21 protein-coding genes are annotated in these 14,458 nt (G+C 33.7%); 1 reads left to right on the forward strand and 20 read right to left on the reverse strand.

Going from position 1 to position 14,458, the window contains the following annotated elements; translation table 11 throughout:
- The first annotated feature begins 157 nt into the window (after nucleotides 1-157).
- Complete coding sequence (locus tag QE109_RS01740) at nucleotides 158-1,057, forward strand: hypothetical protein (RefSeq protein ID WP_281092646.1); 900 nt, start codon at nucleotides 158-160, stop codon at nucleotides 1,055-1,057.
- Between the two features lie 53 nt (nucleotides 1,058-1,110).
- On the opposite strand, the gene QE109_RS01745 is transcribed toward QE109_RS01740, so the two are convergent.
- The 20 genes from QE109_RS01745 to QE109_RS01840 form a co-directional block, all read right to left on the reverse strand.
- Entirely contained in the window at nucleotides 1,111-1,947 is an 837-nt protein-coding gene (locus tag QE109_RS01745; protein ID WP_281092647.1) for an MBL fold metallo-hydrolase, read from the reverse strand.
- Nucleotides 1,944-2,384, reverse strand: a complete 441-nt coding sequence (locus QE109_RS01750) for a GNAT family N-acetyltransferase (RefSeq protein WP_281092648.1) — start codon at nucleotides 2,382-2,384, stop codon at nucleotides 1,944-1,946. Before QE109_RS01750 ends, QE109_RS01745 begins: the two co-directional genes overlap by 4 nt.
- A gap of 229 nt (nucleotides 2,385-2,613) precedes the next feature.
- Nucleotides 2,614-3,132 (reverse strand): GNAT family N-acetyltransferase, encoded by a 519-nt coding sequence (locus QE109_RS01755; RefSeq protein WP_281092649.1) that lies wholly within the window; start codon nucleotides 3,130-3,132, stop codon nucleotides 2,614-2,616.
- An 80-nt stretch (nucleotides 3,133-3,212) separates the two neighbouring features.
- Nucleotides 3,213-4,130: a hypothetical protein gene (locus tag QE109_RS01760; RefSeq protein WP_281092650.1), complete on the reverse strand. Its 918-nt coding sequence runs from the start codon at nucleotides 4,128-4,130 to the stop codon at nucleotides 3,213-3,215.
- A gap of 48 nt (nucleotides 4,131-4,178) precedes the next feature.
- A complete protein-coding gene (locus QE109_RS01765; protein ID WP_281092651.1) occupies nucleotides 4,179-4,730 on the reverse strand; it encodes a DEAD/DEAH box helicase family protein in 552 nt (183 codons plus the stop codon).
- A gap of 40 nt (nucleotides 4,731-4,770) precedes the next feature.
- Nucleotides 4,771-5,520, reverse strand: coding sequence for a 2,3-diphosphoglycerate-dependent phosphoglycerate mutase (gpmA, locus tag QE109_RS01770; protein WP_342637107.1), 750 nt, complete (start codon nucleotides 5,518-5,520; stop codon nucleotides 4,771-4,773).
- 14 nt (nucleotides 5,521-5,534) lie between these two features.
- Nucleotides 5,535-6,149 (reverse strand): histidine phosphatase family protein, encoded by a 615-nt coding sequence (locus QE109_RS01775; RefSeq protein WP_281092653.1) that lies wholly within the window; start codon nucleotides 6,147-6,149, stop codon nucleotides 5,535-5,537.
- A gap of 21 nt (nucleotides 6,150-6,170) precedes the next feature.
- Nucleotides 6,171-6,419 carry a hypothetical protein gene (locus QE109_RS01780; RefSeq protein ID WP_281092654.1) on the reverse strand — a complete coding sequence of 83 codons (249 nt, stop codon included), beginning with the start codon at nucleotides 6,417-6,419 and terminating at the stop codon, nucleotides 6,171-6,173.
- 47 nt (nucleotides 6,420-6,466) lie between these two features.
- Nucleotides 6,467-6,625 carry a hypothetical protein gene (locus QE109_RS01785; RefSeq protein ID WP_281092655.1) on the reverse strand — a complete coding sequence of 53 codons (159 nt, stop codon included), beginning with the start codon at nucleotides 6,623-6,625 and terminating at the stop codon, nucleotides 6,467-6,469.
- Between the two features lie 90 nt (nucleotides 6,626-6,715).
- Nucleotides 6,716-7,138 carry a GNAT family N-acetyltransferase gene (locus QE109_RS01790; RefSeq protein ID WP_281092656.1) on the reverse strand — a complete coding sequence of 141 codons (423 nt, stop codon included), beginning with the start codon at nucleotides 7,136-7,138 and terminating at the stop codon, nucleotides 6,716-6,718.
- Nucleotides 7,139-7,192: 54 nt separating this feature from the next.
- Nucleotides 7,193-7,672 (reverse strand): hypothetical protein, encoded by a 480-nt coding sequence (locus tag QE109_RS01795; RefSeq protein WP_281092657.1) that lies wholly within the window; start codon nucleotides 7,670-7,672, stop codon nucleotides 7,193-7,195.
- A gap of 82 nt (nucleotides 7,673-7,754) precedes the next feature.
- Entirely contained in the window at nucleotides 7,755-8,336 is a 582-nt protein-coding gene (locus QE109_RS01800) for a hypothetical protein (protein WP_281092658.1), read from the reverse strand.
- Nucleotides 8,333-9,295, reverse strand: a complete 963-nt coding sequence (locus QE109_RS01805; protein ID WP_281092660.1) for an amidohydrolase family protein — start codon at nucleotides 9,293-9,295, stop codon at nucleotides 8,333-8,335. The genes QE109_RS01800 and QE109_RS01805 overlap by 4 nt, the downstream gene beginning before the upstream one ends.
- Before the next feature lie 107 nt (nucleotides 9,296-9,402).
- Nucleotides 9,403-9,780, reverse strand: coding sequence for a Type 1 glutamine amidotransferase-like domain-containing protein (locus tag QE109_RS01810; RefSeq protein WP_281092661.1), 378 nt, complete (start codon nucleotides 9,778-9,780; stop codon nucleotides 9,403-9,405).
- An 11-nt stretch (nucleotides 9,781-9,791) separates the two neighbouring features.
- Entirely contained in the window at nucleotides 9,792-10,265 is a 474-nt protein-coding gene (locus QE109_RS01815; RefSeq protein WP_281092662.1) for a GNAT family N-acetyltransferase, read from the reverse strand.
- Nucleotides 10,266-10,274: 9 nt separating this feature from the next.
- Nucleotides 10,275-10,604: a DUF3784 domain-containing protein gene (locus QE109_RS01820; protein WP_281092663.1), complete on the reverse strand. Its 330-nt coding sequence runs from the start codon at nucleotides 10,602-10,604 to the stop codon at nucleotides 10,275-10,277.
- Nucleotides 10,605-10,650: 46 nt separating this feature from the next.
- Nucleotides 10,651-12,090, reverse strand: a complete 1,440-nt coding sequence (locus QE109_RS01825) for a leucine-rich repeat domain-containing protein (protein WP_281092664.1) — start codon at nucleotides 12,088-12,090, stop codon at nucleotides 10,651-10,653.
- A gap of 31 nt (nucleotides 12,091-12,121) precedes the next feature.
- Entirely contained in the window at nucleotides 12,122-12,643 is a 522-nt protein-coding gene (locus QE109_RS01830; RefSeq protein ID WP_281092665.1) for a GNAT family N-acetyltransferase, read from the reverse strand.
- Nucleotides 12,640-13,566: a methyltransferase gene (locus QE109_RS01835; RefSeq protein WP_281092666.1), complete on the reverse strand. Its 927-nt coding sequence runs from the start codon at nucleotides 13,564-13,566 to the stop codon at nucleotides 12,640-12,642. The genes QE109_RS01830 and QE109_RS01835 overlap by 4 nt, the downstream gene beginning before the upstream one ends.
- Before the next feature lie 21 nt (nucleotides 13,567-13,587).
- A complete protein-coding gene (locus tag QE109_RS01840; protein WP_281092667.1) occupies nucleotides 13,588-14,370 on the reverse strand; it encodes a class I SAM-dependent methyltransferase in 783 nt (260 codons plus the stop codon).
- Nucleotides 14,371-14,458: the final 88 nt, after the last annotated feature.

Here is a 14,458-nt window from a genome sequence, read left to right on the forward strand (position 1 = left end):
TATTATCCTAATGTAGTCACGTAAATCATTTATTACATTTTAGAAAAATCTTATGATTTTCTAATTATATTTTAATGCGCATTTTTTGTAATATTGGTATATTTATATAGCTATAATCTTTACAAAGTTTTAATACTTAATTTAGGAGGCTACTTACATGGTTTTAGTTTTATTGCTACTCGTCCCAATTGGCATTGTCTTTGCAACTTTAATGGGACTATTATACTTATTTGGTTTTGATCTATTAACATTTAATCTTATTTACATTATCCCTGTTGGCGCTTTTATTTCAAGTTGTTTGATGTTTGTTTTTTTCGGCGAAAAATGTGTGAAAAAAGAAATTAACACGAAAAAATTCACGTTACTTGTCCTTATACTATCAGTCTCACTATTCATAGGTATCCAATATGGACAATACAAGATGACCTACATCGATGATACTGATGGTTTGAATTATAAGATGAAAGGCAATCATGTGAGTGAGTATATCAACCCAGATACAGAAGATGGTTTCACTTTTTTATCATATGTTACATTTAGCATCAATCATTCTAGTATCTCTTTTTCAAGAAGAATGCACACGCTCATCAAACTAGATGGTGTGAAGATTATTAACTGGATTATCTATATAATTAGTTTCATAGGATTTCTTATAGGTAGTATGGCTGGCCTTCATGCGAGAACAACAAATTTGGCCTATTGTGATCATTGTAAAAAATATATGAAACGTATACCATTTTCTCTAAGTAATAATTTTTCTAAAGAAAAAATAAGTGTACTAGAAGAGCGCATTAAATCCTCTGAGTCTATCATTGACCATCTAGAAGCACATCCAGCCTTAAATAAAGCGACCGCACTCACATATTATAAGCTACACTTGCTTTATTGTGAGAGTTGCAAAAACGGCATAGTTAACATACAACGTTTTAAATTAAATGATAAAAGCAAATATGTCTCTGATGAGCTTGAAAAAGAAATTAAAGTTGATCCAATTTTTGTTACAGAGCATTTAGATTATACTTTAAACAAGATCAACGAGGTAACTGAAGCTTTATAAAACGAATTCATTTAAAGCAGAGCTATAGGCTCTGCTTTTATTATTTAGCTTGTCTACAGGTACACCAACGTCATCCCAACACCGACTTCTTTAAGCTCCACTGCTTTAGACAATTCAATTTTAGATTTTAAGTCTGTACAGTGACACGCATGGATTTCTTTTACATCTAAATGCTTAAAATAGGTTACTGTTTGACTCAGAACTTCATCACTTGGATTAAGTAAATGAAAACCACCAATTACATCTACGATTCTCTCATCATCACAAACCTTCTTTGCATAATCGACAATATTGCAGATCCCAGCATGTGAACAACCAGTGATGATCACCAAACCTTTAGAAGACTTGTAGACTAGCGCAGTATCATCTAACAAAAAATCGGGCTTCAGTTCTCCATTTTCCTCAAAAGTCCCAATAGGTTCTTTACCTTCAAAGCTATTTTTTCTTTCAATTTCACCTAAAAATACTATTTTGTCTGTAAGCCAATACGGCTCTTTCGTCAATTGCATTTCATAGTGCATCTTAATTTTATTTTTGCTTAAAAGACTTCCTATATCTTCATTTCCATAATTTTTATAAAAAAGTGCATTAGGATGGGATATAAACTTAGGTTTTTTATAGTCTATTCCTTCAATGATCGCTTCAGTATGCATGCTAATAAGCGGCACAAGTCCCCATGTATGGTCAATATGCCCATGTGAGATGACAATATAATCAAGGTTATATAGATTAAGTTGTTTTTTAGCAGCATTTTTAATAAAGACATCAGAATAACCTGTATCAAACAGGATATTTACATTTTCATCTTCAATATAATAAGATACGCCGGGTTCTCCAACAAAGTATCTATCAATTAATGTATTATTATCTACAAGTACGTGAATTTTCATATTTCTTTCCCCATCATCACCATATCATCGAAATCGATATAGCCATTTTTCTTATAAAATCCGTTTGTTTTATCATCTCTAGAAGTAAACAAAATAACCGTTCTGACATCACTTGCCTTAATTTTACTTTCCAGCTTTGCTAATAACCTTTGTCCTATCCCTTTGCCTTGAGCTTCATTTGACACAAATATCTCACGGAGATTATAATGCATACCTTCATACCACTGCTCTATGTTTCCAAATACTGCTCCTAATAATTTGTCGTTATCTTCATACACTAACCCAACAAAATGTGGTGATATAAATATATCATGCAGTCTATGATAGGCTGACTCTGGCGTCCAATTATCATTCCATGGCTCAGCATTAAAAACAGCTATAAATAGTTCTATGCATTTTTCGATGTCTTCTAAGCCTAAATTTCTTATCTTGTTCATGTGACCTCCGATTAAAACTTTGTTATTGGACAATACCTTGTATGGTCAAAATGACTATGGTATACAACAAGTTCCAATATTCTTTGTATGTATCCACAGAGCTTTTAAATATGTCGCCTATATTAATTTTTCTCACTTGTTTCTCCTAATATAATTTTTGATTATACATCAATCCCTAATATGTAAAAGGGCAAATACGGAAAAATGCCCTTATTAATTTACAGCTTTATCATTTGTTACAGTTTGGGTTAATTCTAGACATTAAATACTCATTTACATACTTCCCATTTCTAATTGCTGCAAGTCTTTTTACCCCTTCTTTTTCAAAGCCAAATTTCTCGTAGAGATGAATTGCCTTTTCGTTGTCTTCAAATACAGACAGCTCTACTCTAACCAGCATAAGCCAATTATCAGCTAAATCGATAAGCGTTTGCATAAGTGCTGTTCCTACGCCTTTTCCTTGATAATCCCCATGAATCATAATACCGATAAAACCACTATGTCTTAACCGATGATTCGCATATACATTCAATCCGGCAGTTCCAACCACTATTTCCTGGTCAGCTTCACTTTTGATAACCGCGACAAACTGATGTTGATTAGCGTCCATGTTCAATATAAAATCTTCATTTCGTTTGATGCGTTCAGATGGGATCCCTAGGATATTCTCAAAAACGCCAGGCATACGTCTAAGTTCATTGATCCACTTTCCGTCACCTGCAGCTATCGGTCTAATAATAATTTCCATTTTATGCCCCCAATCAAATGGTATTTTACTCATAGCATTACAATATTTGTAAATTATAATTTTATTAGAGCTTTTAGCTTTCAAAGTGATAGCTCCCTACTGATAATACGGTTATATTCCTCCGCTTCAAAAGCTTTAAGTACAATGAGTCCTCTTAAAGTATTCATCGTTCCAATTTTATCTGTTTCCATCTTGAAATGAAGTTTACCAGTGTAAGTCTGGCCTTTTGTTAAATAACCTCTCTTGAATTTCTCTATAATTAGTTTTATGCCTTCCGTTAACTCTGGGACAAGTTTATAATCTATTGAAGCGAAATAGCAAAGCGCTCTGAGTACATCATATTTCCATCTTGTTGGAAAATGAAAATCTGTGATATATGAAATGATAACTTCACCATCAGTAAGTCGATACATCAAATGCCGATCTAGCAAATACTTATGCGCTGGCACTAGTAAATTATGGATAGCATTTAAATGTGTTTTGTACCCATGTTTCTTATAATCTCTAAAAGCTTCTAAGACTGAAAGCGTTGTGTTTATGGAGCTTTTATCAGTAGTTTTGGGATTACGAGTACTTGAACAGTTCCAGCCACCGTCGGTTTGCCTTGTGGTTAGCAAATAAGTGACCATTTCATCTATAATTGCTGTATCGCGTTGTCCATATGACAGTAAACTTACGAGCATCGCAACAACACATATATCGTCTTCACGCCACTCAGTTGACCACATCTTACCAATAAGCGTATCTAGCCCCTTTTGATAAATCGGATGATCCGGTCTGATTTCAAGAGAGGCAAGATCCCTCATTGTATAAAAAGTAGAAATCCATTTAGGCCCATATATGCCATTGCCCCAAGTCTCTGTTTCAGCGTCAAAGCAATCCAGAAATTTTGAAATCCAACCTTCCTCTACATAGTCAGGATTTTCATCCAAAAGGTATTTCTCCGTCAGGCGTTTCACGCAGGGGTCTGCATTTTGTAAGTAATCTATAATATTCATGATAACTCACCTCATTTGGTTTTTACTTTTACTTATTCCAAGATGTTTTTATAGAGAAAAATGTGTCTTAATCATCTGCGCTACTGTTTCGGCTTCAAGATTTGTATTTTCAATCCTTAGATAATTATCATATTTAATCTCACCCTCATTGCTCACACAACGGTATCTTGAAGAATCGGTTTTAAGTCTGTTATTAGATGCCTCTATATCTCTTTTTGAAGCTTTGTTCATCAGTCTGTTCTCTGAGACATTGCGAGTAAGCCTTTCTTCAAGTGTGGCGTTAAGTTCTACATAATAAATCTCAGCATTCACCCGCCTAAAGATCTCACTCACATGTTCAATATAAGCAGCATCAGAGGGTTCGTCAAATGCCCACATATATGTGAAAATCATTCCCTCATTATTTGATTTCGAAAACTCCTCGAAAAAAACTTCTCGAAGTCTTGTAATTGTTTTTCCATCATAGTATCCAAAAACGTCAATAACAGATTCTATGGTCATATGGTTATGAAATAGTCTTAAATTCGTTATTTTAGTAAGTTCTTGTCCTATGGTCATCTTTCCTACTGCTGCATCTCCTATAATGATGATTAGTTTCATCTGTATTTTCTCCAATCCTTGCTATTTTGCTGAAACTTTATTATTGATTTGATTTCCCTTGATTTGCCACTTGATGCATCTTAGCTGCTATAGCTTCTTCATCTCCAAGATAGTACTTACTTAACACATTGAAATGATCGTCAAATTCATAGACCAAAGGAATACCCGTAGGAATATTGACCTCTACAATTTCATCTTCAGATGTATCGTCAAAATATTTAACTAAGGCTCTTAGAGAATTCCCGTGAGCGACTACTAACACCCGTTTTCCTGCTAACATATCTGATTTTATGACTTGTTCAAAATAAGGTACAGTTCGTGCAATAGTATCCTTAAGACTCTCTGCTAAGGGTAAGTCTGCCTTATCTACTTCACGGTATTGAACATCTTTTGCAGGGTTTCGCTCATCTTCTTCTTTAAGTGAAGGGGGTTTAATATCAAATGAACGCCGCCATATTTTCACTTGTTCATCGCCGTATTTAGCCGCAGTATCTGCCTTATTAAGCCCTTGTAAAGCACCATAATGTCTTTCGTTAAGTTTCCATGATTTGTTCACTGGTAACCATTCACGGTTAAGTTCATAGAGAACATTATTAAGGGTATGAATCGCGCGTTTTAAATAAGAGGTATAGCATACATCAAAATCATAACCTTTGTCTTTTAAACTTTTGCCAGCATCTGTAGCCTCTTGCTGGCCTATTTCAGAAAGTTCAACATCAGTCCATCCTGTAAAACGATTCTGCTTATTCCAATCACTTTCACCATGTCGAATTAATACTAGTTTCATAATCAACATCCTTTCTTTTAATCTCGTCTTGCAACACGCTTCTCAATCAATGCAAGTTTTTCGGAATTTATGTTTCTCATGAGGTGCATATACTCGCAATCATCAAATGAAAACATGTAGCCGTGCTTCTCATTGATCAAACTAGGCATAGATAATAGAGATAACATAATTTCATTTAATATCGCGCCATGGCTGACAACTAGAATATGATTAGTTTTTCTCTTCATCACCTCATTGATGGCTTTATAGGATCTACTTCGTACATCATATGTGTTTTCACCTGATTCTTGAGGATATAAATCAGTAAAATTTTTGAACTCACTCCGTGGATATAAATCGTCAGCCTCTTTTTTATTCATACCACACAATATCCCTCTATCAACTTCTTTAAGAGAATTTAGTTCGGTAGGAGTGATTTTTTGTGCATTCCCGATTATCTCTGCAGTTTCCTTGGCCCTCAGCAAAGGACTTGATAGTATTTCATCAAATACGATCCCTTTCAATTTAAAGTATACAGAAGCTTCCTTTGCCTGTTCAACGCCAGTCTCAGTTAATGCAGAATCATATAGTGACTCGATTTTGTTTTCAATATCTGCAATTGAATGACCATGTCTCATAAAATAAATATGCATATCGCCCCCAACAATTGTGTTCTAGTACCAGTATTCATCCTGTGTAAATGAAAATTTAACTGTTTTAGAATGCTTTTTATCATCAAGATAGTATTCTACCGAGTATATATGTTCTCTAAAGGACAACTTTGTTATATAGTGGACGGTTCCACCAATTCTCTTGATATAAGCCTCCATTTTTCTTTTATCATTCCATCTCCAGTAAACCTCAAATAAAACAAGCAAACTAAATAAAAATAAAGGTAGAATTATATCAAAATGTTTCATCATAATCTCACCACCTTATTTCGCTTCAAAAGACAGACTTCTTAATTATATTATCTATCTTCTTTAAGCGTCTCTATTGATCTTTCGATTTGATCTAATCGGTTGACAATCCCTGTCAACATATTTATCATTATGTAGATTGATACAGGTATACCAATTATAAATCCAAGAACGACTAAAACATAAATCATTGAAAAAAAAGTTTCCATAATAAATCCCCCTTAAAAGTGCATCCGTTTAAAATATGTAGTAAAACTCCGTTTTAAAGCGGAGTATAACTCTAGCATTGGAGTATAATTCTAGTAATAAAGATAATCAGAACGACCAGGATATTTTGCCATCGCTGTTTTATGCTTGTTAAATCCAAGTTTAGTATAAAAATCCACGGCCTCAAAAGATGAGGTTAATCCAATTAATAACGCCTCATTTCCTTCAAGTAATTTTTCCATGATCGCTTGACCTACTCCTTGTTTTCGATAAGCCTCAAGTACCGTTACATCATGAACCCATCCATAGCATTCTCCGTCTGAGATCAACCTTGCAGCGCCTATAATTCTTTCATCGTTCCATGCAATTACAAACCGATAACTATTTTGAAAAGCGCTTCGAATTTTCTCAGTTTCTCTTTTCCGCCCAAGCCCTATGCACATGTCCGTTTCATCATAAAGGTCTACAAGGTTTTCCCAATCTTGATCGCTAATTTCAGTTTTATAGATGATCATATCAATCCCTCCACGTTTCATAAAATGTTGTCGTTTAGTTTAGTTTTATCATTTTTATAGACTCACAAAAGGGTAGATTTCATGGTGCTTTATCCCCCATAATTTATAAGTGATTTTAATGTAATAATCTTCTTCCACTACAGTTTTTTTTATTCTTTTAATGTATTTCACCAATTTTATCTTTTCAGATGAAATTTTATATCCCGGCACATTATCTTCTTTATTTTCTATTTCATTCTCAGATATCCTTATTGCACCTACTGTTGATTCGTTGTCTATCCAAACACGCCATTCAAAAGGTAATTCGGAATTAATTAGTTTATTACCATTTTCATCCGTTATTTGTACATCTACTAACATAATCGGAATCGGAGACTGTTGTTCGAGATTCATGGATAATAAGTACGCTTGCTCAAGATCATACGATGTAAAGCTTCCAAACTCACTGCCTTTTAACTCAACATTAAATTGTATAAGCATAAACGAAAAAACAATCAAACTACCTATAAATAAAGCGATATATTTCTTTTGCATTTTCTTTCCTTCCTGATTTTTATTAGAAAAAGTACATTACTTTACATCAACAACTCGTATTTATGGATACTCTCATATAACCTTATAATCCAGGATTATTTTGTTCCTGATTCGGATAATTCCCCAATATGTAAGTCATTATTTCATCAATTTGCGTTAAAGTATCTTGTGTAAAGACCATCCTCTTGGTGTCAAATAATTTTGAAAAAGATATATATTGATCCAAAGCATCATCTAATTTACTCCAATATGTAGCTGAATCAAAATTTTCTTTATAAATTCTACTTTCAGTAAGATCAATGGCTTCATAAGCCAGTTCAATTAAATTCTCAAGTTTATTTTTAGCTTCTGAAATATCCTCATTACTATCTATTTCATTTAAGTTCTTTTCAAAAGATTCAATTTCTTTTTTCATTTTTACTAAATCTTCTGTGTCCTCTATAAGCGGCAATTGATTCATCCTTAGATATACATTCATTGAAATGATATACGCTTTGTTATAATACTCATTAATGGGGAGTATTTCAACCTTTTCATTGCTTTTAATATTTTGGTTCGCTTCGGAAAAATGATTTGAATCCCATTGATTCGCGATTATTATAATCGTGAAGAACGAAAAGATTGCAATAATAATCGTAATTATGGCTACTTTCTTTTTATTCATTTAAGAAGCCTCCTTTTTAATCCATTTATTCTTATCTCATCAAGCTCTTCCACTGTTAGTGAACCACTTTCGTAAAGTCGTAAATATTCTTTACTCACGTCACTATCAAAGATGAGTACATCATCAGAATTAATCGTGACATCTATCCCTGCATGATATAAATCTCGAATTGGATGAGTCGCATAATTCTTTGCTCTTCCAAGTATGATGTTGCTTGTTGGAGTGATATTGAGCCTAATCTTGTGATCCCTCAAGTAATGGACAACCTCTTTTGACTTTTGTGCATTTATACCATGCTGCACTTCATCTAGTTCTAAAATTTCTACTGCATTTCTCACATCTTCTGCTGTTCCCCACTCGCCAACATGCGCTTTTAAGATCAGTCCCTTTGACTTTGCTTTTCTATAAATATTTTTGAAATTTTCTATTGGCTGAGCATCCTCAATGCCATAAAGATCTATTGAATAAAAATCATTTTCATCCCAAAATGGTTCTAACCATTTTTCAAGCGCACTTATCTTACAGTGGCGAGATAAACCGATTTGTAACCGGAGTTCAATTTCATTGCCATACTTCCTTTGAGATTGTTTAAAACTATCTATTAGCAAATGAATATCACTGTGAAAATACGTGTCTAATGCCCAAACATCTTCACCAATTTCTAGTATTTTCACACCATCCCTAACAGCTTGTACAACTGTCGCATCGATCATAAGCTGTCTCATTTCAAGGCTGTTAAATTTATCACCTTGATATTGATTAACCCAGTTATGCATCTCTTCCATTGAATGCATAATACCTTTAAACGGCTGAATATCTATCCCTGTCATTTCTTTGATGAAACTTCTATTGCCACCTAATGAAAAATGATTGTGTAAATCTGCTTTAGAAACTTTTTTTAGTTTTTCCAGATTTTTCTCTTCTAATGCTTCTATGAAAATTTTTGATTCGTGATCCATTTGTAATACCTCATTTTTCATTTATTGAGTCATATACTTATTTCAAAACATCTCACAGTTTATATTTTTTTTATCGTTGTTAGCAAATTAATCTTGATTAGTGCAGTCTAGAGAAGCTGTTTATACATATCCGTCTCACATATCATCGTGATATCCCCATCATTAATCAAATAGCCTTCTCCATATAATACGGATTTATTGTCCTCTACTAATATAAATGCACCATCGACCAATGCATAAAACGGTCTTATTTTGCTATCAGGTAATGAAATGTCTTCCACAACCCTTAACCCATCAAGCAATAATTCTTTTAACTCCTGAAAATGTGGTAAAACACTTATTTGAGTTAAGTTTAGTCCCTCCAAATATCTTTGATAATTGGGATCAATTGCTTCGCCATCTAGTTCTGGTTGAGCATAAACAACTTCAGCACAGTTCATAGTACCAGCACTGATACCGATGACGATACCGTTATAATTTTTCATGTAATCTCCTGCTACGCTTCTGGACGAATAACGCGTTCCATTATTTCATTTTCTGATTTGAATCCCTTTCTCTTATAGAAATTAACAGCCTTACTGCTTGGCCAAACTATCATTATTTCAAAAGATTTCTCATGCCCCCATTTGATAACATGATCCATAAGCTTTGAACCAACTCCTTGACCTCGAAATTCAGGTTTAGTATAAACATTAGTCACATAAGCATATTCATCAAAAAATAAATTGGGTTTAGGTACTTTTCTAATATGGTTCACCGATATATGAGAGATAATTTCATCGTTTTCTTCCGCTATCCAATGCGTCCATAGCGCATTGTCATCAGATGTATTAAAAAAATCCACACATTCTTTTAAGAAGTCATCCTTTTTAGCGATTAGATCAAACGTGTCCTCACCTTCTACTTTGAAATCCCATCTCATATTGGCTAGCACTGCGAAATCCGTTTTATTTGCGATTCTATAATTCATAATATCTCCTTATTTTCTTTTGTTTTTTTCAATCACAATCGTTGATGCAATTGCATAGATGATCAGAAGAATCATCAGTCCAAACATAATCGTATAGATCCATCCACTACGGAAAATCATTCCTAGTGCTACTAACAGAAATACGATCCCCACCGTAAAAAATACAACAGCTGATTGTCGATAATGCGGTTTCTTATCCATATTTTTACGCTCTTCTTTAGAAGCGTAGATATAGGCATTGTTAAGTAGTATACCTTTTTCTTTATACTGAAAGTAACTCGCTACAAAAGATAAAATTGATAATATAACAACGATAATTAGAGTAGCATTTTCAATCATAAGATGGATCCTCCCTATTAATATTTGATTAAAATTCTTATACGTCCTAATAAAGCCCCTTTGCAACCAGCACCAGTAAGATCCCCAGCGCCAAATAACGCATCCATGATAAAGATAATCGAACCCTCCGGTTTGAATTAGACTTACTTTGGAGCATCTTTATGATTTCTTTGTGTAATACAAGCTTTTTAACATTTGACATGTCGATACTAACTTGTCCAAATCCTTGCTCTATCTTAATACGCTCTTTATCATTTAGAATAAAAGCATATGTGCCCCCTGGCGCTTCTTCTTCACGTTGAAATTCAATTTCAGTACTTTTCATGTATTCGTAAATGTGTGTAATCACTTCAGGGTAACTATAGTTGAGACAAATATAATTGTATTTTTGCCTTATAGTTATCACAATGACTGCAATTATGAATATAGAATAGCTTGGAAAAGTTAATTTGAGATCAAAAACAAATTCACCTCTTGGATTAATAGTCATCCCTAGCATAAGAACTAAATACAACAGACATAGAGGTATCACTTCCCAAAATGTTGTAAAGACACGTCTTTTTCCTAAAAACAAATATATTGCTACCAAAATATATAATATTCCAATTAGCATCACAAAATACCGAGACAGATCATAAGGTGTCTTTAACACATCAAAGGGCACCTTTACCCATTTACCCAATGAGTCCATATAGTAATAACCACTTGGATTGGCTTCGTTTTTCAGCTTTCTAACAAATTGATCATAATATGAATTATATTCCCCTTCTTCAATAGTCACTTCAACAGGGTAAAAGTATATAGATTTAAGATTGACGCCATCAAAGGCAGATTCTCCAATAAATTTGATACTTTGAGGAATTACTATTGTCTTTTGTTTATCGTCACCAAAACTTTGAAAAGCGTCTTTCCCAATAGATTCAAGACCGTTTCCAAAATCAACTTGCTCTACTTCATTTAGTCCCCAAAATGCTCTTTCTCCAATTTGCTTTAGACTATCCGGTAAAATTACTGACTTCAGAGCATCTGCATTCATAAATGCATCATCCCCAATTGACTCAAGCTTGTTACTGAAATTTATAGATTCAAGTGATTCACATCCCTGAAAAGCAGCTTTTCCTATCTCAATTACTTGGTCATACATGACTACTTTTTCTAGGTTTTTACAGCCATAAAAAGCATATGGTTCAATAGAAGTTATGTATTTGGAAAGTACAATTTGAGTTAAATCCAAGTCGTAGTTAAAAGCGTTAATACTGATTTTCTCGACATTAACACCTTGAATTTGATCTGGAACAATTAAGTTAGTTATCAAATCCTTTTCGCCTTTGACACCTCTAGGATAAAATTTATCAATTGCTCCAGTTGTGGCATTAAAATCAAAATAGTCATCAGAGGCAATTTCTGATGGTCTTGAACATGCACTTAGGATAAGCATTAGCATTAGTCCTAATAGGACACTCAATATGATTTTGTAATTTCTCATGATTACTCCTTCAAAAGCCTTGGAAAACAAATTATAGGTGATATTCTAATTGTCTATCATTAGGGTCTTTATCATATAACTCCTGATCTATCTCACTTGCACCAACACATCCAATCATTTTATAAAATGCAATTGTATCTTCAGAAGAGCCTGCGCATAAATACAACTTTTCTGCACCCCATTTCTTTGCTTGATCTGCACATAAGTAAAACAACTGTTTACCTATTCCTTTGTTTCGATAATCTTTCGAGATAAACAATTGATCAAGTAACACATATTTTGAGTGATTTCCAAATTGATCTGAATTAACAGTTGTATATCCGATTAAAGTATCTCCAACAAAGCATCCAAATCCCTTACCACCTGTTTGAATCGTTTGACTAAATTGATCCATATGCCACTTCAAACCATTAGGAAGTTCATGATCTGTCCAGTTAATTTCTATTAATTTTAGTTCTTCATCTACAATTCGCCATGCTTTTTCAATAAAGCATGTAGCATCTATCATCTTAATTTTTTCAACATCTCTCAATTCCAATTCTCTATATATCATATTGCCCCCATCACCAGCATCGTATGAATACTATCAATTTTCACAGCACTTTCAAATCCAAAGTCAATATTTGAAAATAGTTGCGTGAGCTCATCACTTGTTCGTTGTTTGCCACCCCTGCACTCTACTGATAATCTCAAGCCATGCATGATCAAATCCCTAGGTTCAAAAGTCCCCGTCAATACATCTTCAATGATTATAAATTTGGTGTTTTTATCACTGTGTTTTATACAGTTTTGAAGAATATTAAGACAACTTTCATCATCAAAGTCATGCAATATATTCATAAGTACGATGTAATCGTTTCTTTCACTAGGTAGCATCAGTTCAAAGATATTATCCTCAGCAAAAGTAAGCGCCACATCATTCAAAAGTTTATACTCATTCCCTACTTTACACGGTATTTTAGTATCGATAACAGTATAATGACAATTTTCATTTGCCAGCACAAGGGCGGTTCCTAAACCACCACTGTTTCCACCAAGCTCAAGTACCTTTTGATTTGTTAAGTCTAAGTGGTTTGCTACTATTTTACCTATGTTGAAGGTTACATCAAAATCACACCTTGAATAGACATCGTATTCAGAGTCAGTGATGTGATTAAAAAAATAATGGGATTCGTTAATCGCTTTGTCATAGAAATTCGTATATTGCTTGTGTGGATCTTTTTTTATGATGTTCTCGATAATATGTTGAATCTTCTTTTGGTTTCCTTGCGTCATTTTATAGGAAGCACCATCGTGCTTAAGAAGCTTATTAACAACCAATATTTTAAGTATAGCCTGATAGATGCTATCATTTATCCCAGAACTAACGATTTCTTCACGCCTTAAGAGTTTCGGTAATTCATGACCAGCACCGGCATTTATTCTACTCAGCAAGTAAACAGCTTCATATAGTTCTATATAATTTTCATAATTCATATTTGATTTTTTACTCACCTTCTATACTTTTTTAGCAATTATAAGTCCATGCTCGCTTGCGCCTAAGATTGATCGGTCTTCACATGTGCTTAAATGAAAAGCCATCCACTTCTTGAACTTCTCCATAGGCAGTTCATTCACAACATCTCCTATGATAAACTTCATGCCATCAGTCGCTATATGATGTACAATTTCCAGGTTGTAATCTTCAATTTCTTTTTCAATTAACTCTGGCGTTGTACAGTAGAAAACCTTATTTTTCGAGTGAAATCCATTTTTCATATAATCGTCTAGTAGCTCAAATTCACCTGTGAACATCTCCCTAAATTTGATGATATTCGCATATTGATTAACATAGGCTATTGCTATGATGCCTCCAGTTTTAAGAACCCTTATACTCTCTTCAAACGACAGGTTTCTCTCGGCAGTATCCGTTAAGTGATAATGAGATCCTAAGTTCAAAACAACATCAAATTTTTCGTCTTCGTATTTATGTAAATCCAAAATACTACCTACAAAAATATCATTTAACTCAGAATGGTCCTTTTGGCTGCTGATGATATCTGCTACATTTTTTTCAACTAAATCACCGGCATCCACTTGATGACCCCGGTCACTAAAGTAAAATGAATAGATTCCGCCACCAGCGCAAGCGTCTAGTATAGATGAATTGGGCTTAATACATTTATTTAAATATTCAACCGTTGTTAAAAATTCAATTTGGTTTGTATGCTTCCTTTTCAGCCGTGCACTTTCATCTATCGAATTATAGAAGTCTTCAATTGATTCACTTTTTATTTCCATGTGGTTCTCCGATCTACTGTATTGTCTATTACATATTCGAGGTAAGATTATTATTATCCTTTAATAATTCAAATATTAATTTTATTGT

It is taken from the genome of Fusibacter bizertensis (assembly GCF_029914245.1).
Taxonomy (GTDB): Bacteria; Bacillota; Clostridia; order Peptostreptococcales; family Acidaminobacteraceae; genus Fusibacter_C; species Fusibacter_C bizertensis.